Below are 22909 nucleotides of genomic sequence, written 5' to 3'. Positions count from 1 at the left end.
TTGGTGATCTGATGTACCAGCAGTAAAGTAACTCCAGATAAGGTGTATCAGCTGAATCGTTGTGCACCGCTTACACTGTAGGAGAGCATATGAGAACGAATAAAGAAATTTTCGTTTCAGTCGATGTTGAAGCATCAGGCCCTATTCCCGGGAAGTACAGTTTGCTGTCCATTGGTGCATGTGTAGCATTTGAACCAACAAAGCAATTTACGTGCTATTTGAAACCAATATCTGATGAGTTTATCCCTACAGCAATGGAAGTAACAGGCTTATCGCTGGAACAACTACGTAAAGATGGTCTGGATCCTGCTGACGCGATGGTGCAGTTTAAAAGCTGGATTAATTCAATTGCTAATGATGATGAAACCGTAGTTTTTGTGGGATTCAATGCATCTTTTGACTGGAGCTTCATCAATTATTACTTCCACCGTTATGTGGGGGACAATCCTTTTGGTATAGCGGCTCTAGATATCAAGTCAATGTATTTTGGCATGTCTCCAGTTTCGTGGAAATCGACCCGATCTAGTGAAATAGCAAAGGTTGTTAAACCCGAAACATCTGGTGATCATGATGCATTACATGATGCCCAGTACCAAGCAGAATTATTCCGCCTAATTTATAATTTAGGCAGGAAGTAGTTTGTATTTATTGGGCCATTTTTATATAAATAACTTATACGGCCCATAATCTATACTATATTAGATAGGTGGCCCTATTTAATATTTCTGCTTTTCTAAAGCTTACTAACATCGTTTCAAGAGAGCAAAATATGAATGAAGAATTAAGTCGTGCTAATGAACATGTCTGGAGATATTTTGAGTTACATGCTCAACAGAGAATGACTGTTTTCAATTTTTACATTGCGATTACAGGTCTTCTTGCAGCAGGCATTGGGTTTACTCTTCAACAGGGAGAGAAGTTCGCTTTTTTCACATCGGTAATGGGAGTATTTATTTTATTTATCTCATTTATATTTTGGAAATTAGATCAGCGAGTATCAATCTTAATAAAAAATGCTGAACTTGCTTTGCAAGAGCTTGAAGCACAATTCGCCAATGCAAATTTAAGGATAATATCCAAAGATGGAAGTTATAATATGTTGAACTCAGGAATACAATCCATTTGGACTTATGGGAAATGTTTTCGTATTTCATTTGCAATAGTTGGAATTTCGGGATTAATACTTGCAATCATACCATTTGTTTTAAGAATATCAGGTTCATAAGCAGACTTATATCCTACTCTAAATTCCCATGTACAATCTTACTATCTATATAAAAGCATCGGTCAGAGAAAGTATGATAGATGCTTTTATATTGTCATCACCTCTTAAAAGAAGAATATTATCATCTTCCAAGGATAAGGTTTTTATCACCCAATACAGAGGGCAGATTTGAAATATCCTCTAGAGCGGATATGCCAAAAATATCTGTCATGGGGGATAAAATGAAGTAGCTTCACCCAAAATGCTGGTTCCGGTACTCAGGGATGCTCGCAAGCAACGCAAGTTGTATTAACTCAGATCAAGTGGTGACTAAGACAACTCACGCTTTTTTAACCATGGTAACCCTGATGTTGCCTCTCTCTGAATTTGTTCATAAAATTATTTTGTTCATGAATCATGAACATTATTTTTGTGAACGATGACAAGATAGAAAGCCAATAGCCACATTAAGATGCGCTACAATCATCAATAGTTCCGGCAAATATCTGAACTAACACTAACTAATAAGCTTTACTGATTCAATTCTTGCACCAACCTGGTGTTGATATACAGCTTTTCACGACCAACGCTCATTTCTTCCAGCACGCCTATATCTACCAACTGTTTGAGGTACGCTGATGCCGTCTGGCGTTTAGCGATACTTCGTTCAACAAGGTTATCGATCCGGCAATACGGTTGCGCATAGAGCACCTGGATGAGTTCATAGGTATAAATTTTTGGTAGCTTCTCACGTACATACTCGGTCGTTTCTGCCATCAATGCCCGAACAACCGCAATCTTGTCAGTCGTCCATCGGGACGTGTTTTCTACGGCCTCCAGCATAAATAATATCCATGATTCCCAGTCTCCTTCCTCTGTTACCCTACGCAAGAGCGTGTAGTAATCACTACGTCTCTCCAGAATAAAGCGGGACAGGTACAGGATAGGCAGTGAAAGCAATTCATTTTGAATCAGGTAAAGAATATTCAGGATACGACCTGTTCGCCCATTCCCGTCTGGAAAAGGGTGGATGCACTCAAACTGATAGTGCGCAATAGCCATTTTCACCAATGGATCTAAATCATCATCGCCATGTATGAACTGCTCCCAGTTCGCCAATAAGTTACGGATGGTATCTTCACCCACCGGGGGCGTATACACCACGCTGTTATTCTGATCGCGCAGTACCGTGCCCGGTGTTTTCCCGATATCGGTCTGAACTGCGCGTAATTTGGTGCAGATAGCGATTGCGGTGTTTGTGCAAAGTGGATAGGTCTCAAGATGGGTATAACCATCATAAAGCGCCGTACGATAGCGCAATGCTTCTTTGGTTGCTGGATCTGCTCCGTCTGCACGATCAGCATACTGAAAGAGCTGATCGCTGGTCGTTACGATGTTCTCAATGCGTGAGGAATCTTTCGCTTCCAGCATCGGGAGAATGTTAATCAACAATCCCTGATCGGGGATCAACTCACCCACCGTTTTCAGCTCTGCAATTGCCGCGCGCGCATTTATACACGCTTTTAGTACATTGCGTGTTTCAATTTGCTGCAAATCAGGCGGCAGTTTTGGCAGATCGTTGTAAGGAGCTTCAGGATTCCAATTCATATGTTTATAAAAACCGATTTCATCGACATATAGTTATCATATGTCGATGCTATAAGCATGTCACGGCATCATGTTTAAAAAATCGTGTTTTATCGACATATCGCCGCAACGTGTCGATGGCATAAACATGTTTTGGCTATATGTTTAAAAAATGCTTTTTATCGACATATCCTCAGACTCTTGGTGCAGACTATCTGGATTTGCTTGGGAAGAGACTTCACTACCTGAGATATCTCGACCTTTAAATGAGGTCTCTCAGCAAACCTTGCAACCGCAAAAAACGCCCCTATTTCATGGCTAATTAACCGCGAAATTATAGCCATGGAGGAAACTACCGATGTTACCCCGGACACACCGCCAGCTCGTAAGTGTTGAAGTGATGTGGCCTGCTCAGATGCTACCGCTTCCCCTGCAACAGGTAGTTGAAGCATTGAATCAGGGCGAAACGCCCGATCAGATTATTATCCGCATGAATCAACAGGGTCTGCTGGCGTGGCGTGAGGACGCATCCTTGCAGGATACACACGATATCTTTCAGGTACGGCTGGACAACCAGCAGGAGGCTCGGTTTCTTTGCCGCTACGTTACGCTGCCGCTGCACTGATGCTCGTATCCCGGTAACGCGAAAATGAAGAGTGCTGTTTATCCCCGGATAAATTAATATGCTATAAAATAAAGAGTTAGCATATGTCGTTTCAGGGATGATGAGTTATAAATGAAGAAGAAACTGCCAGACCAGCTTTCCAGGGAATGCATTATTGCGGCTATGCGCGCCTATGATGAAGGTGTACGCCATCAATTCAGCGAGTCCCGGCTGTATAATGTGGTCTTTGAAGGGCGCAGTTATCCACCGAAAGCGATAGTCGGTATTGCTGCTTCAAATATGACCGGCGTTGAGTTTTCCCCTGAAGATTTTAGTGGTGGTATCAAGTCGAAATGCGTCAAGTTGCTTACCGATCAAGGGTTCCAGATCGTTGAGAAAAATTTGGGTAACGAGCAGCCCGGCATCAGCATTTTTCCTGATGAACTACCGCCGCATAGCGTATTTACTGAAGGTACCGCTACGCAGGTAACGGTTAACCGCTATGAACGCGACCGTATGGCTCGACAGGCCGCATTAGCCTGGCATGGCTGCCTGTGCAAAGTATGTGGTATTGATATGATGAAGGTGTATGGCGAGATAGCAAAAGGTTTTATCCATATACATCACCTGATTCCGCTTTCAGACATCAAAGAGAATTATTCTCTGGATCCCAAAAAAGATCTTATTCCTGTCTGCCCTAATTGCCATGCCATGTTACATAGGAAAAAACCTCCATTTACTCCAGATGAGTTGAGGGCCTTTCTTCTTCAGAACTATTAGATTAACTCAAGGAGTGATGAAAATATTTAATAACTCATCATGAATCTTGTTCCACTCCTGATTGAGATTAAGAGTTCTGAGAGTAATTTTATAATTGTTTATTGTATATATTTCATTAACATTATCTCCTGTCATTGGATATATAAGCATGCCATCTATGTTCTTATTTTTTTTTGTTTCTTGAAAATTGTAATTATGCAAATAACACATTAATTGATAAAGGTTGTTTGAGCGGAACTTTGCTATATTGTACCTGTTGGCATACATGTTTTTATAGTATTTGGCATCTATGATAATGGTCTTATTTGCATTTGACATTATTATATCACTTTCCATCCTAGGTAAGAGTTTTAATTCTGGATCAGTATCACTAGAAGCATCCCATTTTATATGTGGTCGGTTTACACTCCAACCAATGTATTCTTTTTTCATAAACTGATACAAGAACTCTTGAAATATCCGTGACATTTCACGTTCATCTCGTATAAAATCATAAAAATTAACAGGGCCTTTTTCTTGCGATATAAAAGATGAAGTGTATACTAATTGGCAAATGGTAATAATAAATTTATAAAATTTATTATTACCATTGGGTTGTATTATTCTGAAAATTTTTGAGTTTAAGTCAATTTCTCTAATAGGACGCATATACTTCAACACAGAACTAATTTTTAATTTTAAGTCATTGTCAATATTTTTATTTGTATATAATAATTTAAGCGTGCTTTTTATTATTTGATTTGTAATAACGTCGACGGTGAGTTCATCAAAGACACAATGCAATTTACCATTATGTGTTAAGAAACGCTTGGTTGTATTTGTTATGTCAATTTTTCCTTTAACACCGCTTAGAATATCATTATGATTTTTGTATCCTAACTCGAATCCTCTTCTATAAATATGCTGCGTTCCTTGTATTAATACAATGCTGAGAAGATCATAGATATTATCTCCTTTTAGCGACGATAAATTTATTGTTTTTGCTTGCCTGATATACCCCCAAGCATAACAGAGCATGTAATAAATGTTTTTAATTGGAATGGTGTTTTCATTCATCGATATTCACCAAGAGTATGTTTAACCATTTTTCATATTTTTCTGGTTCATCGAACCAATATTCCTCTAATAATTGGCCAATGTCAGACATGATGGTTTCTTTATACCATTCATAGTCTAATCCTTTTTCGATATTACTCGAAGGGCAAAAGAAACTGTGGCCAATCATGTATCCTTTTCCAAGGTTATTTTTGTCATGACCGATCTCTAAATTCAATTTGTGCATGCTGGTACGAATGAGATTAATAACTTCTTCGCTTACACCTTTGGATAACATATAGGAGCGATATTGCTCAGTATCGAATCCCGGTGCTATATCAATAAATGAAAAACGACGACGTAATGCATAATCAACAACAGCCAAAGAACGGTCTGCAGTATTCATTAATCCTATAATGAATATATTTTCCGGGACGAAAAAAGTGTCCTTTTCATCTTCAGAATAAGTCAAAGGAATTGCCCACTCGGGGCCTCTTTTGTCTGCTTCAATGAGCATCATTAGCTCACCCAATACTTTGCTCAAATTCGCTCTGTTAATTTCGTCAATGATAAATACATAATTATTTTCGGGGTCATCTTTAGCTTTCTGACAAAACTCATAGAAAATACCATTTTTTCTAGTGAAACCGGTCGTATTAGGTCGAAAGCCTTGAATAAAATCCTCATAACTATAAGATTGATGAAATTGAATCATACCAACCTTATTAATATCTTTACTTCCAATTTGGAGGTATGCCAATCTCTTGGCAATAAAAGATTTACCAACTCCAGGAGGACCTTGTAGTATTATGTTTTTTTTGTTGTTCAGCTTTTTAATTATCTTGTTGAGTGTGTCAGTTGGAAGGAATAAATCTTCGCTGGCATTATTGAAATTATATGTGGTGATTTCATTATTGTTGTTATTTAACTTGTTGGTATTGGTTTCTTTGTTTATTAAATTATTATATTTATCAATTACTTCATTCAGTCCAGATACTAGAGAATTATAATCAACTTCATTATTGGTTTGGTAAACAGAGTGAAATAATGAAGTGCCATATTTCTCTGCAGGTTTATTATGGTATTCCTTAAAGTAATCATTAATGGTGATGGTCTTAGGCGGCAACCCTTCCCATGATAGTTCCGGTTTTGTAATACTACTAACACCATAAGCAAGGATTAATTCATTGTAATTTTTATAATATAATATTACAGGATAAATCCCATTTGACGGTGTTTGCCCACCACCAAGAAATGCGATCCATGGGACATCTGCGTAACTTCCTTTTCCAAAGCTCAGCGTTATTTTTAGATTACGATATTCTTTATTGTATGAAGACGTGCTTTGTGATGATTTTTCGTCTGCTTGCTTAAGAAAATTTTTGATGAGTTCAGCGATCAAGTGCAAATCCTCTGCAATATAACTTAAAGGAGTCAAATCAACAAGTTGCTTTAGTCTAACCTGATAAAACAAGTAACCAAACTATTTTAAATAAATATCTAATATAAAATGTCTTGGGAATGTTAAAATGCACTTATTTTTCAATTGGTTATTTATTTTATTTTGAGACTGTCAACTTCAGCCACGGATTATTCACCGGCACTTTCTCCCCCAACACCAGCCCCGGATCCTCCATCAGAAACCCTTTCAACTGACTACTTTTCTTTTGTGGCGCGTGAACATCGCAGGTCCAGATAAAACTGTCATCATTAGAGCGCAGGGCCAGTCCTGACTCCTGAAACATTCGCTGTGCCAGCTTCCAGCCGTCGCCGGTGTCTCCAGTGGTTTCTGATGCGTATATCTTAAAGATCCCCGGTGAAATCAAGAAAAGATGGTTTTCCACCACATGTACCTTGCCGTTCCGGGTATTCACCGTGGCTGAAGGGCTGGTGTGGTTCTTCAGCCACTGCAGGAAATTATTATTGTCACCAAGTCTCGGGTCGTCTGCTATCTCCGGCAGCGGTTGAGTGGGTGCGCTAAGTTCAGGGACGGGTTCCGCTTCGCTTACCGGCGTCACATCACCGACAAAACAGGCGGGACGTTGTTCGCCTGGCTCCCAGATTGCAGATGGTGTCAGGCGCAGTAGCGTCAGCGGTTCAACGGGCGACCAGCCTTTATCCGATCGGATAATGCAGCGCCAAATCGCTTTATCTTCGTTGGCAACGATAAGCTGATGCGCCAGCAGTTCGTCAAATAGGCGGTTATTATTTTCCGGTACGCTGGCTACGCCATGCTGGAGCAGCCAGGCGCGAACCCGGTCGGCAGTAGTTTTGCTGATAAGCCACAGCGCATCCTCCGTCAGCCAGCCATCGGATCCGCATTCGGGATTATTGAGTCGGTACTCGTTCTGTACCAGCGACCGCAAGGCTGTAAGAAGCTGCTGGGGGAAGGACGAGGACTTTTGCGCCAGCGCGGTTTTGATATTGCCACCGAGGTATCGGGCGACAGAGGCTTTATCGGCCTGCTGCACCAGTTCAGCCAGTGCGCCAGCCCGTTCGTAGTGTCCGGTGAGTTGATAAATCAGGGACGTAAAAGCCGCCGGGTATCCGGCCAGCCAGTCCAGTAATGGCGAGGGTATCAACTGATTAATCAACATTGCGCCAGCCGCCGGATGCAGATGATAGTCGCGACCGTGGCTCTGGTACTGCCAGCGATAAGGCTGTGCCAGATTACCCTGCCACGGATGCCAGCGGGTGCCATCACGTTGATGAATCTCCATATCCACGGCGATTTTTCCCGTATCGTGCAGCAATGCCGCGCAGACCACTGCGACCGTCCATGCACTGGCCTGCCGGGCTTGTTCTTCTGCACCCGCTTCCGGTGGCAGCAGGTAACCCTGGCGCAGCCGGATGGCGTTGCAGGCAACCTCCAGCGAATGATCCAGTAGCCCACCGGGAATGGAATGGTGATGGCTTTGTGAGGCGGGAAGCTGTTGCACCAGTGCGGCAAAGCGGTGAATCGCCGTGAGGATCCAGCTATCAAACAGGGGATCCGGCAGCGGGGTCAGTTGCCGTAACTGGTGCAAACAGGACTGGCGTAACGGCGTTGCCAGCAACTGTTCTGCGGATAGTGGCGCAAACCAGCCCTCCGGCAGCGCAGCGTCTGGCGCAGGTGACTGGCTCCGGGATGGTCTTTGTAGCCATTTCAGCATATTTCCCCTTTCCGGGCAGGCCCCTTTGCCCTTGTCGCCCTTCCTTTGCAGTTTCTCCCTTTGGGCCTTTTGCATGCAGCAGGCTTTTTTTTAAAACAAAGAATAGTAGATGATTGCTCCCATTTTTCCGGATTGCTGCTGGAGGTTGAAAAAACGTAATCGGTAAGGCCAATGTCATCGAGCCCGTGAATGACAGTGCGCTGGGGTGGCAACCGCTATTGGTATTGCTTGTTTGGCGAGTGATATGTTTTTTTACAACTTAATTTTCATTGCAATGAAAGTATGGGCTATTTGTCACGAATTCATTATCGCCATAGCGGTTAAGATCGCTTCTACTATCAATATTCACATGGATTATTTTCGACATGAAAAAACTGTTTGTTCTTACGTTGCTCACGACCAGTTGCTTTTCTGCATATTCAATGGCAAATACTACGCTGGCTGGTAATGAAATTCTTTCAGTACAACAGGGTGGGGTGCCAGATAAAATTTATACTCATGATGCCCCTCAACTGGTAGTCGCTACATACAATATAGGTAAAAACGAAGCTTCAAAAAATGTATCGGATTTTACGGCACTGAATACCGCTATCAAAAATCTTAAGGCTGATATTATCGCCGTTCCTGAGGTTGATAATAAAACGGGAAGAAGCAAAAATATTGACCAGCTGAAAACAATTGCTGACGCCAACCACATGTATTACGCCTTTGGTAAATCACTCGATTTTGATGGTGGCGAATATGGTCTGGGCGTTCTGTCAAAATATAAAATCACTCATTCTCAGGTGATTAAACTCCCTTCAGGTGATGCCGAACAACGTGTATTACTGCTGGCACAGATTTCACTTCCCGGTTTTGAGACTCCTGTCACTATGATGGTTACTCACCTCGACTGGCAGAAAGATCCTGCCACGCGGACCGCTCAGGCTCGCAGTATTCTGGATGTGGCTATTGGTGATGCTCCTTCTGATTTTAAAGACATAGCATCATCGGTTAAAATTCTTGCCGGTGATTTTAACTCAACCGCGGATGAGCAACCGATCAAAGAAATTGAATATTTCTTTAATCCGGTTCTTAAAAAAGGGACGGATTACCGCTCATGGCCAGCCGTTAACCCGGCGATTGATATTGACCATATATTTACATTCAAAGGGCAAAAATGGAACATTACCCAGTTAACGATCCCACATGATTCGACTTCATTCCAGTGGTCTAAAGCGAGTGATCACCTGCCTGTTGTGGCACATATGGAACTGACCGAACAATAATATTTGGGCTGGAAATAGGGTTTTTAAGCTGCTCGTTAAGCCACAAAGGAACATCGTAAAATATTTCAGATGGTTGTGACATCCCCTCTCAATCGTCTGTGTCGTGCGATGCAATGTCTTAATGCAGTTGTCATATAAGAATAAAGTGGCCGATCGAAACCGGCCACTCCGTTCCACTTACCACCAGGCATAAAACATCAGCCTGTCTCGCTCAAAATCAAACGTTTCCAGCGTCTCCTTCACCCAGAGAGTGACGGCGCGGACATCTTTCCAGTAGTGTTCTCCATAATCGGTATAACCATAGAAAAAGCCGTCAATCGTCGGATAAACCGCGCCGCAGTTATCCGGCGTCAGGCTCTGCAGGTCGCTCAGAAGCGCCTGCAAATGTGCTTTGGTGACTTCTAACAGCACCTGGTTGCGCACCAGCCCAACGTGTTTATCCACCCACTTAAGCAGCGGATTCACCTTGCGGAAATAACCCACTCTATCGTACTGGCTTTCATCGGGCGCGTTTTTTGCCCGTTCGAAAAAGAAGAGATCGAGTCCCATACATTGATCCTCAGAAAAAGGGGAGCAACTTCCCGGCGGGGAAGACTCCCCGTGCGGGTGGGCTGTCAGGCGCTAAGCTGACAGGGTTGTGGTACAGCGTTGAGCAGCCATTCACTGGCGTGGCGCGCCATACCGCTGGCGCGGATCACTGCCCGCTTGTCCTGGCGCAGAATATCCAGCCAGTAGCCGATATAGCTGGCGTGCTGGAGCCTGCCCTGAATGCCGCAATGGGCGCACAGGAAGGCGCTCCCCATCTCCGCCACTAATTCTTCAGCAGCGTAGAGCGCTTCGGTGCGTTCCGCTCCGGCAATACCGGGGCGGTTGAGGCGTGAAGCGTGTCCGGTAGCGTGCGTCAGTTCATGCAGTAGCGTGGCGTAGTACGCCTCGCTGCTTTCAAACTGTTGCGGGTGCGGCATCATCACCAGGTCGGTCGCGGGTTTGTAATACGCTTTCGACTGGCGGCGATGGCGCAGCGTCACGCCGCTGTTCATTGCAATGGCTTCGGCCATCTCCACAGGCTTTGCGGGCCGGGTAAACGGCTCGAACAGCGACTGCGGCAGGCCGTCGCACTGCGACAGGTTAAACAGCCGAAATTCTCGAATGATCCCAAAATGCCGTACCTTCGGCTCGCCGTCTTTATCCAGCAACGGCTGGCCGAGTATATCGGTCTCTTCCTGCGTGCGCGGCAGATACAACACTGCCAGAGAGGATTTCTCTCCACGACGCACCTGCCCGCCGAGCGCGCTGACCTGATGGAACGTCAGCCAGCGGTCGCTGGCGAAGCTCTGCTTGTCGGCGCTGTTCCACAGCAGCGGTATATTGATGCCGTGATACTGACGACCGGATAACGCATTGATCGGGAACGGCGGCTCGCCATCGCGCCACGGGCGGATCCACGGTACATTGCCATTTTCCAGCTCAGCAATAATCTGGTCGGTGACTTTCTGGTAGATATCGTTGCTTCTGTCCATTGTGCGATCCTCATGGAAGAAGCCGGAACCACCTCCGTCCGGAAGTGACTCCGGCGGAGAGAGGTTATGCCTGTTCAGCCATCGAGACCTGCACATAGTGGTCGTGATAGTTGAGCAACAGCGGTAATGCGACAGGGACTTTCATATCGCCCTGCGGCGGCTGGCAGTAGATCGTAAAGGTGACTTTCTTGCGGGATGCCCCGGCGGTGCGCAGGGTCAGCAGTACGGCGAGCAACAGATTGCCCAGCCGTTCTTCCACCTGCTGCGGGTCGGCGGGAAATTCCACAGCAGATTGCCAGACATCAGGGGCGATAACCACCGGCATTAACGACGGTTTTTTATCGAAAAGCGACATGGTGTTTCTCCTGTAAATGAGCAGGGAACACCCTTCGCAGGGCGTTTCCCTGCGGGATGGAATGGTACGGGTATCCTGCGCATTTGCGCCGTTCGCGCCTTCCGGATACATGGCGAACTTACTGCATGGCTGGCGGTAGTGTTTTCTGCGCGGGTGATAAAAGGGAGGGGAAAATCATTACCGGGGCTGAAGAGTTTTGTCGTTCCTGAAATGTGAACACAGGCAGATTGACGCGCACATTTTGATCAAAAAATGATCGTTTTCAGGAAGATACTGGAATTAGAAAAGCATATGACCTTGAACAGTAAACACAATGACTGGAGGGATATGCGAATGAACCAACAAGACCCACACGGATTGAAGAATTTTGATTTTCTGGCGCGCAGCTTTGCTCGTATGTACGCCCTGGGCCAGCCAGTGGATATCGATGCCGTGACCGGCAATATGAGTGATGAACAGCAAGCATGGTTCCGGGAGCGATACGACCACTACCGAAAGCAGGCTGAGCGGGCGCGAGTGATAGAACTGCGGTGATATAACGAACAACGGGCCTAACGGCCCGTTGCGTTTTTCAGGCTTTGAATATCTGTTTTCTGTGCCAGCCAACATACTGTTCAGCAGGCCACTGCGTTTTGTCATAAGGAAGGAATAACTGCTGGCCGTCCCGGTGCCAGAACAGATGGTCAACTACCGGACTACGGCTGACGCCGCCGGAGATGCGGATGGTCATACTCTCATCCAGCCCGAATGCCCCCATATCAAACGCATCGTGGTGCAACGTACAGAGCGCCAGGCCATTGTTCACCACGCACGGACCGCCATATGCTTTCCAGTGAATATGCGCCGCTTCAATACCAACCAGCGCGCCATCCAGCCTGAGATCGTAACCGCAGAACGCACACCGTGAGTGGTAAGCGCGAAGAACGATATCCCTGAAACGCGGATCGCGGTTCCTGGAGCGATCGATAAAATCGAATCCCAGTTGGTTGGCCAGGATCCGCTGAATACTTTCCGGGAAGCGATCGGTGAGGATCTTCTGGGCCAACCGGTCGATCATCTCAGGGTGTGCCAGCAATTGTTGATAAGCCGCTTCATTGAAGCCGCCCGCCACCTGGTTATCAATCAGTTCTTTCTTTGTCGGTTGAGTATTTCCCCTGCGCGGTTTGCAACCTTCTGCGTGAGCGATCTCCCAGAAGCCGTCTGTTCGCAGCCGCCAGAACGGCATATTGGGGTAATCGGTGCGTCGCTTAGGACCAAACTCTTTCAGCAGGCGGGTGAGCGGTTCGTGGATCTCCAGGCCGTAGTTAAACAGGCGTGGATGGCCTGCTTTGTACTGCGACAGTACGTACAACAGCAGCAGCGGTTTATGCGGCGCGCATACGTCACCCTGACGCCAGACAGAGACGTTAGAGATGGCGGATTGCAGCATTTCAGGAGAGATCATAAGAATGAACCGGGTAACAGGCTGATGTTATTGCGATCATGCTCGCAAAATACCGGTGACTCAAGCCCCGTTCATCACACCGTCAGTACGAAATCTTCAGGGAATGCGTGTTTTACTGACGATCATTTTCCCGACCTGTTCACCAGCGCTTTTGATATCGCCGACCGCGCTGCCCATCACTCCGGCGATGGCCGCGCCGATCCTGACGCCCGCCCACGTCAGCGCGCCCAGCCAGAAAGCGGGTAACACCAGGAACATCACGCCCATAATGATATTCACAATCAGATCGTCGGAGGTGTTTTGCAGGCCCCAGAGGTTGAAGTACGAGTGGGTGTCGCTGTCGTACATCATCTGCATCAGCCAGTTATCCAGCCAGCGGGCCAGCTCCCACCAGAAGGTGAGAAAGAACAGGGCGAACTGCACAAAGCTCAGCGTGATCACGGTCTTCAGATCCCATGCCGAGAACAACAGGATCACCGGAATACAAATCACCAGCGCCATTTCGAGGAATGCCTGCACCATCGGCAGCGCCTGACGGACGTTATCAAACGCCGGAAAAAGGGCGTAGCTCGAAAGCCCCGCGCCGATGATCCCGCCTACACGACTCAGTAACTGCGTCTGGCTGAGATTATCCCCCGCACTCCCACCAAACCCGTTGTACACCAGCCCGCCCTGTGACACCTGCATATTGCGCGGGCTCACCAGCGAGCGCAGTACCGCCTCTTCATACTCCTCTTTCGACTGTCCCAGTTTTTGTAGTTGCTGCCAGAGCGTGGTATCGACCTGTTTCAGTAGCCGATTTTTCAGCCCCGCATCACCATCGGACCACCACTCTTTACACGCGGGATAGCCACCGCCACCCGTATCGTTCAGGCCATCATCGCGGCTGGCGTCATATGGCCAGGCGGCGCGGGGCGAACGGGAATGATCGTGGTCGTAATAGCCCGGCGTGGAGAGGTAAAAAGACGATCCCACCCAGTCCACCTCCCGGCTCTGTTCCTCGCTGATATCGCTGCCCAGCCGCTTGAGCCTTGCCCGCGACGGCCCGTAGCAGTCGTTAACGAAATCCTGTAGCTCCTGCGCCAGTGCCGGATCGGCGATCCGGGTGTGTTGCACCTCAAAGCGTAACTGGCGCAAGTCCGGCTTGCAGGGCAGTACCGCGACGGCGGCGCTGGTGATGCCTTTGCCAAGCGCATGAGTGAAGTACCACCACACCGGCACGGAAGCGCTCTGGCCGCTCAGTTCGTTGATGAGCGGCGCATAGCCGGAATCACCGGGCTGTACCACCGACCAGCCGCACTGCTTTGTGCGCTGGCTGTCGTAGGTGAGGGTATTGATATCGACATTGAGGAACGGCACACCCGCAAAAAGGATCACCAGCAGGGCGCTGTAGAGCGAGTGCTCCATCCAGACGACCAGCAGGCGGGCGACGTTGCCTTCATCCGCCCCCTGGCCGCGCGCTTTCAGCCACAGGGCAACCAGTTTTGCCAGCAGGGGCAGGGCGAACAGCCCGGTGGCGGTCAGCGTCTGCCACACGCCGTTGTTCACCAGCCAGCCGAGCAGGGTGAGCACGTACTCGAAATAGCTGTTGGCGGTCATCGCGGACTGTCCGGCTGCGGATTATTGAGGTTGTGCAGGCGGCGATCGCTGTCGTCCGGCACCTCCACCGCCTGGCCCTGAAGCTGGTCGCGTTGCTGTTTGCGTTGCAGGATAAGGCTTGTGGTATTGCGCGTCAGCGCCTGGCGGAAATCGAGTTCCAGCTTTAACTGGCTCAGCTCTTCATCCAGTTGGGCGGTGGTTTTGCCTAAGCTGTCCTGCGCCTCTTTGACGTTGGCGATATTCGGTTCGCGCATACCTGCGAGCAGCGTGCGCCGGGCCAGCAGCGCCTGTTCGGTGACGCGGGCCAGCGCCAGTTCTCCCGCCAGCCGTTCGGTAAGGACGGCAACGTCCGGGTCGTCGCGCAGCGCCTCGACCACGCCGCGGGTCAGTTGCATGGATCCGCCGGAGGCTTTCGCCAGGTTGTCGAAGCCAGGTTTCTGGCTGCCATTAACCAGATCTCTCAGGAGGGGCAGGATCTTCGCCTTTTCTTCGTCGATCAGCGGATGCAGGCCGATCCCTGCCTGTGCGCCGGAACGTGCATCCGGATCGTCGGTGGCCTGCGCCACGCTGATGGTCTGCTCGCCAACCACACGGGTCATCCATTTGGCGGCTTCTTCAGGAGATGTCCAGGTGCTACAGAGTTCCCCGTCGCATTCGGAGGCGGTAAGAGACGTGGTGCTGGTGGCAGGCTGCTGGTTGAGGATATTCCAGCCTGCGGCGGTGGCGTCATGGACTACCTTGATTGGCGGCTGGCCTTTGCCGCCTCGCTTTTCGCCACCCACCCAGCGTTTACCCTTTTCGGCGGCCTCTTTTGCCGCTTTGTGGTCGGTGCGAATGGCGTCATTATCGCTGGCGGCGAGGGACTGGTAGTTCTCCGCTTTGGCTCCGGAAAACCAGGCGGAATCGGCCGCCAAATCGGTCATCTTCTCCGCCATTTTCTGGCAGTTCAGCAGCGACTTATCAAAATCCAGCCGCCCCTGCAGCACGCCGTTGGTCAGCAGATCATAAAGCTGCGGATTGGCGCGCTGGATAATCATCGCGGGCAGGCTGGCAACCGCGCCGGTGGCGCTCTGGATAACGTTACCCATCAGCTGCTGGAAGCCGTCGGTGATGCCGTTTAGCTGATTGCGTACCGTGGTGTCGATATCGAAATTGCCGCACATCATATCGGCGTTCCAGCCAATGCCCACGTTAAGCGGTGAAGGGCTACGGCGTACCGGAGGCGGCATGACCGCCTCGCCGCCGCCAATCTGGTAGTAAAGCAGGTCATCAACCGCGCCTCGCGTGCGGAAGCTGTAGTCGTCTGCCGCCACGCAAACCCAGGCGAAAAACAGTAGGACCAGGCAAAGGACTCTCATCACCGCCTCCGTTAACCCGTACTGCCGAGGAAGGTTTGCCCCCGGCGCGGACAGCATTTATAGGGCCGCCACAGCGTCCAGGCGTACGCGCCGTTCTCTGCCAGCTTGTCGGCGTAAGTGTCGGTGGCGCTGCCATCCGGGAACACCGTGCAGGCGGAGGATTTTTTCGGCGTGAGCATTTGCCAGCGATGGTTATCGCTGTCGCCTTCGGTAACCGGGGAGGGCGGCCAGTATCCGGCGCGGGATGAGGCGGTCAGCGGCGTGTAGAGATGCGGTTGCCCGGTACGCGTCACCAGATCGGCCACGCGCTGGGCGATAACGGCGGCGGCTTTATAGTCGTGGGTCTGGCTGATGGCTCCGGCGCGCGGGTAGATATTGCCCCACATATCGCCGTTCTGACCGACTTCCCGCATGCCTGGCGTCAGCGCCTCCGGCCAGGTCAGTTCCGGCACCCCGCTACGCCACGCCAGCGCATCCAGTTGACTCAGAAAGTACGGTTGAAAAGGCTGCGATGAGGGCGAGCAGATATAGCCAAACCGGGTGAAAAATTTTGCCAGTTCATCACCCGCCGGGAAGCCGATGGCATCAGCATTCTTGAAGCGGATCTTGCTGTGCTGGTTTGCTGCGCGGGGATTTGTATCACCGCCACCTTCTGCAATGCCCGGTAATGCCGGGCTGAGCAACGACATCTCCGCCCACGGATTTTGCCCGGTGTTGCTGTACGCCGACACCACCAGATCCGGGCGGAAATGGCTGACCTTCACCGACGTGCGCACCGTACAGCCGAACGGTGTGCAGTACAGCCAGTAGCACAGGCCGACCACCCGGTAATGCACGCACTCCGGCGACAGGGCAGAAGCGGCAATTTCCGGCGTGGTAATGGCTCTGAGCGGGAAAGCGGCGCACAGCATCAGGGGCAACAGAAGAGAAGAGCGGTCTGGCATAACGCCTCCGGTAACAGGGTTTTCTTCTGTCGGGTGTAGCGCAATGCCCTTTAAATCTCTGCACAAAACTGGAGCCTGTCCCCAAAAATTGTTGTGTTCAGAATCACCACCCGCCGTGCCCTGTGGTGTTATTCTCTGTTTCTGGCCGGGCTGCAAATGTGGCTCCGGCCAGTTTTTTCTTCATTTTCATTATGTTTAAGGAGAAAGGCATATGCCTGTAAAACGAAAACACCTCACCCGTTATGAGGTGGGGCTGATACTGCACGCGGCTGACCGGGGGATCCATTTTGAACGTGATTACTGCATGATCCAGATGTGTTTCCTGCACGGCCTGCGGGTCAGTGAGCTGTGCAGACTACAGCTGTCGGATCTTGATTTGGGCGGGTTGTCTGTTTATGTCCGGCGGCTGAAAAACAGCCTTTCCACCCAACACCCGCTGTTTGATGAGGAGCTTCCGGCGCTGACGCGCTGGCTTAATGTGCGCAGTCGCTGGCGGGATGCGGATTCCGGCTGGCTGTTTTTGTCGCAGAAGGGCGGGCCGCTGTCGCGCCACCAGGTGAGGCTACTGCTGAAACGCTATGGCGAAATGGCGGGGGTGAGTATTCCGGCACACCCGCATATGCTGCGTCATGGCTGCGGTTACGCGCTGGCGGATTTGGGAAAGGATACGCGGCTGATACAGGACTATCTCGGGCACCGTGACATCCGGCATACGGTGCTTTATACGGCCACGAACACGCTGAGGTTCGTGAATATGTGGGGAAATGTGAGAGAAAACCCCACAATTCGTGCCAGAATGTAAAGTAGTATCAGAAAAATTTAGCAAAGTGTCAAAATTTTTCTGAGACCTCTTTTTGATGACGGAATATCTTTTAATTTTCAAATTATTACGATGTTAAATTTGAAATACAAATGCCTCTGTACCCACTGGCAACACGTCAGACCTGATGGTGTTGCCAGTTTTATCTCCTCCTGCCGTTATGCGGTTATTTGTCTTTTAATCCTGAAGCCCGAACAAAATTACCCTGTTTAATCCATCCATTCATACTCAGCAGCATGTTCTTCTGAACTCACCTTTTTGGCACGAAACGGGCAGTTTTCTGCGTTTTTTTTCGCCGTCCGGCTCCCGTTGCCAGAAACGGGCGGGATAGCGGTCCCGCGTCATGTGTAGCAAGGAGACAGTGATGAAAAAAACAATGTTAAGCGTGTTCTTTATGGCAGCGGCAGGAATGGCGGGTAGCGCACAGGCCGCTGATGGCACTATCCACTTTACCGGCAATATCACCGACCAGACCTGTACCGTGGACAGCACCTCACAGAGCATGGAGGTGCCGATGGGCAATGTGGGCGCCTCTGCGCTGGCGGGTGGGGCGGGTACGGTTGCGTCGCCCTCCCGTTTTACCCTTCAGCTTGACGGCTGTCCGGATACCGTAACCAGCGCCACGATAAAGTTTGACGGTGACGCGGACAACGCAGCCGCAGGCTCCGGCATCCTGAAGCTTGACAGCGACAGCACCGCCACGGGCGTGGGGATTGTGATTGCCGACAACGCAGGCACCCCGATTGCCATACACACCGACTCTCCGGCGTATGCCCTGACCGAAGGTGAAAACGACCTGCTGTTCACCGCCCGGTATATCGCCACTGGCGACACCGTGACAACCGGCTCTGCCAACGCCACCTCGCAGTTCACCATTAACTACAAATAACGCTGTGCCGCCGCGGGGCGCATTCTCCTCCTCCTGCCCATGCGCCGCCGCATAACAGGGAGCTTTTCGCAGGGATGCGTATTTTTTGTCCGGAGATAACAAAATGAACAGGTATGCAGATGTTGTGCCGGTACTGTTGCTGGCCTTCTTTAGCGCACAGGCACAGGCCGGTATTGTCATCGGCGGTACGCGGGTGATTTATGACGGCGATAAAAAAGAGACGTCGGCATCCATCCGTAACCCGGAGACATCCGGCGTGTATCTGGTACAGAGCTGGGTGGACAGCGGCGAACAGGGCGCTAAAGCGCCGTTTATCGTCACGCCGCCGCTGTTTCGCATCAATCCCGGCGAAGAGAATATGCTGCGCATTGTGCGCACCGGGGGCAGCCTGCCGCAGGACCGCGAATCGGTGTTCTGGCTGAATGTAAAATCCATCCCCGCCACCGACGACAGCAAACCGCGCGCGAATGTGTTGCAGGTGGTGGTGAAGTCGCGGATTAAGCTCTTTTACCGTCCCGCCGGTCTGGAGGGACAGCCGGAGAGCGCGTATCACCACCTCTCCGTCGCCCGCAGCGGCAACCGCCTTACCGTCAGTAACCCTGGCTCTTACTACGTCACGCTGTTCACCCTGAAGGTGGACGGCCAGGAGATTAAAGACGCGGATATGGTGCCGCCGAAAGGCAGTGTGAGCTTCACGCTGCCAGCGGCGAACATAACCCATGTCACCTGGCAGGCCATCAGCGATTACGGTGGTATCAGCCAGACCGAAAGCCGCAGGCTGTGAGGGAGGATACGATGAATAATCCGGCCCCCCGCCTGATGATTATCCTGCTGGTTCTTCTGCTGGCGGTATTGCTGTTCCGGCTATGCCTGCGCAGCGCGCAGGCCCGTGAAACCTTCAATTCCCACGCGCTGGAAATCGACAACCCCGGCCAGCCGGTGGCGGATTTGTCCGCCTTTGCTGAATCAGACGGCCAGTTGCCCGGCACCTACCGGGTCACGGTTTATGTGAATGGTGAACGGCAGGGACAGGCGCAGGATATTGCCTTTATCTCCGGGCCAGACAAAAAGCTCAGCGCGCAGGTCACGCCCGCGATGCTGAAAGCCTGGGGCGTCAAAACGGACGTCTTTCCCGCGCTGGCGGCGCTGCCTCCTGAGAAGCCGCTGGAAAATATTGGCCGCTACATCCCGATGGCCACCACCGATCTGCGTTTCAGCCAGTTGCAACTGAATGTGAGTATCCCGCAGGCGGCAATGGATGCCAGCGCCAGAGGCGCAGTGGACCCGTCCGAATGGGACGAAGGGGTGCCTGCCGCGCTGCTGAACTATAACCTCAGCGGCAGCAATACCTGGCGCAACGGGGAAAACGGCTCTGATGACAACTACTACGCTAACCTGCAAGGCGGCCTGAACTTCGGCGCGTGGCGGCTGCGCAACTATTCCACCTGGAATTACGACGAGGACAACGGCAGCCACTGGGATTCGGTGAACACGTATCTCCAGCGGGATATCCAGCGCCTGAAAGGGCAGCTTACGCTCGGCGACAGCTACACCCCGTCGGACATCTTCGACAGCGTGCAGTTTCGCGGCGCGCAGCTTGCCTCCGACGATAACATGCTACCGGATAGCCTGCGCGGGTTCGCCCCGGTGATCCGCGGTATCGCGCAGTCAAACGCCCAGGTGACCATTAAGCAGAACGGCTACATCATCTACCAGAGTTATGTTGCGCCGGGGGCGTTTACCATCACCGACCTGTACCCGACCTCGGGCAGCGGTGACCTGGAAGTGACCATCAAAGAAGCTGACGGCAGCGAACGGACCTTCGTCCAGCCCTTTTCCGCGGTACCGATTATGCAGCGCGAGGGGCATCTGAAATATGCCCTCACCGCCGGGAAGTACCGGAGCGGCAATGAGGACAGCGACGAACCGCAGTTCGGCCTGGTGACCGCAATTTACGGCCTGCCACATGCCATCACCGTTTATGGCGGCACGCTGTACTCGGAGGATTACCAGTCCGGCGCGGCGGGGCTGGGCTTCGGCCTTGGTACGTTTGGCTCGCTTTCTGCCGACATCACCGCCGCGCAGACCACGCTCAACAACGGCGAGACCCATAACGGCCAGTCGTACCGGGTTCAGTACTCGAAGGATTTTCAGACCACTGATACCAGCTTCACCCTCGCGGCGTACCGCTATTCCACAGAGGGTTTCTACACCTTCCAGGAGGCGAACGACCTGCGCCCGGACGGCGATGATGGCTGGCGGATGACCTGGAACAAACGCCAGCGGCTTCAGCTGGATCTCAGCCAGAGTATGGGCAGCTACGGATCGGTTTTTGTTTCCGGCTACCAGCAGGATTACTGGGAAGAGGACGGTTATGAACGCACCCTGAGCACCGGCTGGAACGGGAATATTAACGGGATCAGCTACAGCATCACTTACAGCTACAGCGACTACCCGGACAGCACCCAGCCTGCCGATCGGCAACTGGCCTTTAACATCCAGGTGCCGCTCAGCAAATTCCTCTCCGGCGGGGCGGCAAATAACGCCTGGGCCAGCTACAGCGTCAACACCGCTAAACATGGCGATACCCGCCAGCAGGCCGGGCTCAACGGCACGGCGCTTGCTGACAACAACTTAAGCTACAGCCTCCAGCAGAGCTACACCAACCACGGCACCGGCGGCTCCGGCAACATCAATGCCGATTACAAGGGCGGCCAGGGGGAAATCACCGGCGGCTACAACTATGACGATGATTCGCAGCAGGTCAACTACGGCCTGAAAGGCGGCGTAGTGGTGCATCCACACGGGCTCACGCTTTCCCAGCCGCTCGGCGAGTCGCTGGCTGTCGTCAAAGCGCCCGGCGCGGATGACGCCAAAGTGCAGAACAACACCGGGGTGTATACCGACTGGCGCGGCTACGCGGTGGTGCCGTACGTCAACCCGTACAAGAAAAACCGTATTGCGCTGGACACCAGCACGCTCGGCGATGAGGTGGATATCGACACCGCCGTGCAGACTGTGACGCCCACGCAGGGGGCGGTGGTGATGGCGGCGTTCAGCACGCGCGTCGGGCGACGGGTGCTGATGACGCTGCTGTATCGCGGGCTGCCGGTACCGTTCGGCGCGAAGGCGACGCTGAAAGAGGGGGGCAGCGGCATTGTCGGCGACGACGGCCAGGTGTATCTGACGGGCGTGCCGGATGAAGGTGATATCGCGGTGGGCTGGAACGGGGCGCGGCAGTGCGTGGCGCATTACCGCCTGCCGGAAAATGCCGGGAATACGCCGGTCACAGAAACAGAACAGGAGTGCCGGGAATGAAGCGTATTGACCGAATCAGCGTGCTGGCCTGGGTGCTGCTGGCACTGCCGGCTGTTGCACAGGCGTCATGCTACCTGGGGGACGGCGTTTCAGGTGAAGTTCCGGGCTATGTCAGCTTCGGCACTGTCATGGTACAAAGGGACACGCCCGTGGGGGCGGTGCTGGCGACATCGACGACCGGGGCTTACAACGGCGGCAACCGGCTTGCCGGTTGCAGTGAACCGTGGACCTACCGCTGGGAGATAACGCAGTGGGGCACCCTGAGCGCGCTGGGAAACAGTATCTATAACACCAACCTTCCTGGCGTTGGCATCCGGCTGACGAACACCGGCTCCGGTAAAGTCATCCCTTATGATGAAAGCCGGGGCGTTGTGGATGTCGTGATTACCGGCGACGGCATTAAGGCCGAACTGATAAAAACCGGTGATATCACCGGCGGTACCTTAACGCCGGGCGTGCTGGCCCGCGCCTCGGTGGTGAACCAGTTCTATTTTGCTAATGTGACCCTCAACGGGACCAGTACGGTGACGTCAACGGCCTGCACTGTCACCACCCCGGATGTGAATGTGCCGCTGGGCGATCATGATAAAAGCGGGTTTAGCGGCGTGGGGTCAGGAACCGGATGGCAGACCTTCAGCATCGGGCTGGAGTGCGACCCCGGCGCGCGGATAAATGTGCGGATTGACGCCACGGCGGACCCGTCAGAGGCGCCCGGCGTGATGGCGCTGGACGGCGGAAGCGGGGAGATGGCGGCCACCGGCGTCGGCGTTCAGCTCTGGTCTGTTCCGGACGACAGCGCGGTACAGTTTGGCCAGGTGAAATATTACGGCACGTCGTCCGCCGGTGGCCTGGAAGCCATACAGTACCGGGCACGGTACTACCAGACGGCCTCTGCTGTGACGGCGGGGCCAGCCAGTGCGACGGCGACGTTTACGCTGACGTATAAATAGCCCGCTGGCCACTCTTGTTTTACAGGCCATAACAAAAGAGGACGCCCCACGCGTCCTCTTGAGCTTTACCCTTTCCGGCAGC

At 51.5% G+C, this 22909-nt stretch carries 22 protein-coding genes; 11 read left to right on the top strand and 11 right to left on the bottom strand.

Annotated elements, in window-relative coordinates; all coding sequences use genetic code 11:
- Positions 1-89: 89 nt before the first annotated feature.
- The gene (locus tag JQN59_RS20550; protein ID WP_149607513.1) at positions 90-638 is read left to right on the top strand and encodes a 3'-5' exonuclease; all 549 of its coding nucleotides are present in this window, start codon (positions 90-92) and stop codon (positions 636-638) included.
- A 131-nt stretch (positions 639-769) separates the two neighbouring features.
- Complete coding sequence (locus JQN59_RS20545) at positions 770-1225, top strand: hypothetical protein (RefSeq protein ID WP_149607514.1); 456 nt, start codon at positions 770-772, stop codon at positions 1223-1225.
- Between the two features lie 510 nt (positions 1226-1735).
- Here JQN59_RS20545 and fic read toward each other — a convergent pair.
- Positions 1736-2812, bottom strand: a complete 1077-nt coding sequence (fic, locus tag JQN59_RS20540; RefSeq protein WP_149607515.1) for a protein adenylyltransferase Fic — start codon at positions 2810-2812, stop codon at positions 1736-1738.
- A 337-nt stretch (positions 2813-3149) separates the two neighbouring features.
- Between fic and JQN59_RS20535 the strand changes: the two genes are divergently transcribed.
- Together JQN59_RS20535 and JQN59_RS20530 are read left to right on the top strand one after the other, a co-directional pair.
- Entirely contained in the window at positions 3150-3416 is a 267-nt protein-coding gene (locus JQN59_RS20535; RefSeq protein ID WP_149607516.1) for a hypothetical protein, read from the top strand.
- A gap of 111 nt (positions 3417-3527) precedes the next feature.
- On the top strand, positions 3528-4175 hold the full coding sequence (locus tag JQN59_RS20530) for an HNH endonuclease (RefSeq protein ID WP_149607517.1): 648 nt from the start codon (positions 3528-3530) through the stop codon (positions 4173-4175).
- Positions 4176-4181: 6 nt separating this feature from the next.
- Here the strand turns inward: JQN59_RS20530 and mcrC are convergent, their stop codons facing one another.
- The 3 genes from mcrC to mobH all read right to left on the bottom strand — a co-directional run bounded on the left by mcrC (position 4182) and on the right by mobH (position 8362).
- Complete coding sequence (gene mcrC / locus JQN59_RS20525) at positions 4182-5231, bottom strand: 5-methylcytosine-specific restriction endonuclease system specificity protein McrC (RefSeq protein ID WP_149607518.1); 1050 nt, start codon at positions 5229-5231, stop codon at positions 4182-4184.
- Positions 5224-6612, bottom strand: a complete 1389-nt coding sequence (locus JQN59_RS20520; RefSeq protein WP_239484203.1) for an MrcB family domain-containing protein — start codon at positions 6610-6612, stop codon at positions 5224-5226. The genes mcrC and JQN59_RS20520 overlap by 8 nt, the downstream gene beginning before the upstream one ends.
- 157 nt (positions 6613-6769) lie before the next feature.
- Positions 6770-8362 carry a MobH family relaxase gene (mobH, locus tag JQN59_RS20515; RefSeq protein WP_149607519.1) on the bottom strand — a complete coding sequence of 531 codons (1593 nt, stop codon included), beginning with the start codon at positions 8360-8362 and terminating at the stop codon, positions 6770-6772.
- 365 nt (positions 8363-8727) lie between these two features.
- Between mobH and JQN59_RS20510 the strand changes: the two genes are divergently transcribed.
- Complete coding sequence (locus JQN59_RS20510) at positions 8728-9630, top strand: endonuclease/exonuclease/phosphatase family protein (protein ID WP_149607520.1); 903 nt, start codon at positions 8728-8730, stop codon at positions 9628-9630.
- Positions 9631-9807: 177 nt separating this feature from the next.
- Here JQN59_RS20510 and JQN59_RS20505 read toward each other — a convergent pair whose 3' ends face one another.
- The 3 genes from JQN59_RS20505 to JQN59_RS20495 all read right to left on the bottom strand — a co-directional run bounded on the left by JQN59_RS20505 (position 9808) and on the right by JQN59_RS20495 (position 11505).
- Complete coding sequence (locus tag JQN59_RS20505) at positions 9808-10179, bottom strand: hypothetical protein (protein ID WP_149607521.1); 372 nt, start codon at positions 10177-10179, stop codon at positions 9808-9810.
- A gap of 65 nt (positions 10180-10244) precedes the next feature.
- The gene (locus JQN59_RS20500; protein ID WP_149607522.1) at positions 10245-11150 is read right to left on the bottom strand and encodes an ArdC family protein; all 906 of its coding nucleotides are present in this window, start codon (positions 11148-11150) and stop codon (positions 10245-10247) included.
- A 64-nt stretch (positions 11151-11214) separates the two neighbouring features.
- Positions 11215-11505, bottom strand: a complete 291-nt coding sequence (locus tag JQN59_RS20495) for a hypothetical protein (protein WP_149607523.1) — start codon at positions 11503-11505, stop codon at positions 11215-11217.
- Between the two features lie 333 nt (positions 11506-11838).
- Between JQN59_RS20495 and glgS the strand changes: the two genes are divergently transcribed.
- Positions 11839-12039 carry a cell surface composition regulator GlgS gene (gene glgS / locus JQN59_RS20490; RefSeq protein WP_188110094.1) on the top strand — a complete coding sequence of 67 codons (201 nt, stop codon included), beginning with the start codon at positions 11839-11841 and terminating at the stop codon, positions 12037-12039.
- Positions 12040-12076: 37 nt separating this feature from the next.
- On the opposite strand, the gene JQN59_RS20485 is transcribed toward glgS, so the two are convergent.
- The 4 genes from JQN59_RS20485 to JQN59_RS20470 all read right to left on the bottom strand — a co-directional run bounded on the left by JQN59_RS20485 (position 12077) and on the right by JQN59_RS20470 (position 16850).
- Entirely contained in the window at positions 12077-12949 is an 873-nt protein-coding gene (locus JQN59_RS20485; RefSeq protein WP_149607525.1) for a phosphorothioated DNA-binding restriction endonuclease, read from the bottom strand.
- 96 nt (positions 12950-13045) lie between these two features.
- Positions 13046-14548 (bottom strand): conjugal transfer protein TraG N-terminal domain-containing protein, encoded by a 1503-nt coding sequence (locus JQN59_RS20480; RefSeq protein ID WP_149607526.1) that lies wholly within the window; start codon positions 14546-14548, stop codon positions 13046-13048.
- A complete protein-coding gene (locus tag JQN59_RS20475) occupies positions 14545-15906 on the bottom strand; it encodes an integrating conjugative element protein (RefSeq protein WP_149607527.1) in 1362 nt (453 codons plus the stop codon). Before JQN59_RS20475 ends, JQN59_RS20480 begins: the two co-directional genes overlap by 4 nt.
- Before the next feature lie 11 nt (positions 15907-15917).
- Entirely contained in the window at positions 15918-16850 is a 933-nt protein-coding gene (locus JQN59_RS20470) for a TIGR03756 family integrating conjugative element protein (protein ID WP_239484202.1), read from the bottom strand.
- 211 nt (positions 16851-17061) lie between these two features.
- Between JQN59_RS20470 and JQN59_RS20465 the strand changes: the two genes are divergently transcribed.
- The 5 genes from JQN59_RS20465 (at position 17062) to JQN59_RS20445 (ending at position 22827) form a co-directional block, all read left to right on the top strand.
- Positions 17062-17652, top strand: a complete 591-nt coding sequence (locus JQN59_RS20465; RefSeq protein WP_149607528.1) for a tyrosine-type DNA invertase — start codon at positions 17062-17064, stop codon at positions 17650-17652.
- A gap of 382 nt (positions 17653-18034) precedes the next feature.
- A complete protein-coding gene (locus JQN59_RS20460) occupies positions 18035-18559 on the top strand; it encodes a fimbrial protein (protein ID WP_149607529.1) in 525 nt (174 codons plus the stop codon).
- Between the two features lie 103 nt (positions 18560-18662).
- Positions 18663-19343 carry a fimbrial biogenesis chaperone gene (locus tag JQN59_RS20455; protein ID WP_149607530.1) on the top strand — a complete coding sequence of 227 codons (681 nt, stop codon included), beginning with the start codon at positions 18663-18665 and terminating at the stop codon, positions 19341-19343.
- Positions 19344-19354: 11 nt separating this feature from the next.
- Complete coding sequence (locus JQN59_RS20450; protein ID WP_149607531.1) at positions 19355-21877, top strand: fimbria/pilus outer membrane usher protein; 2523 nt, start codon at positions 19355-19357, stop codon at positions 21875-21877.
- Positions 21874-22827, top strand: coding sequence for a fimbrial protein (locus JQN59_RS20445; RefSeq protein ID WP_149607532.1), 954 nt, complete (start codon positions 21874-21876; stop codon positions 22825-22827). Before JQN59_RS20450 ends, JQN59_RS20445 begins: the two co-directional genes overlap by 4 nt.
- The last annotated feature ends 82 nt before the right edge of the window (positions 22828-22909 follow it).

This window comes from Citrobacter sp. B72 (assembly GCF_016894305.1).
Classification (GTDB): Bacteria; Pseudomonadota; Gammaproteobacteria; order Enterobacterales; family Enterobacteriaceae; genus Citrobacter; species Citrobacter portucalensis.
Note: the sequence above shows the minus strand (reverse complement) of the source record. Positions and strands in the feature narration are given on the sequence as shown.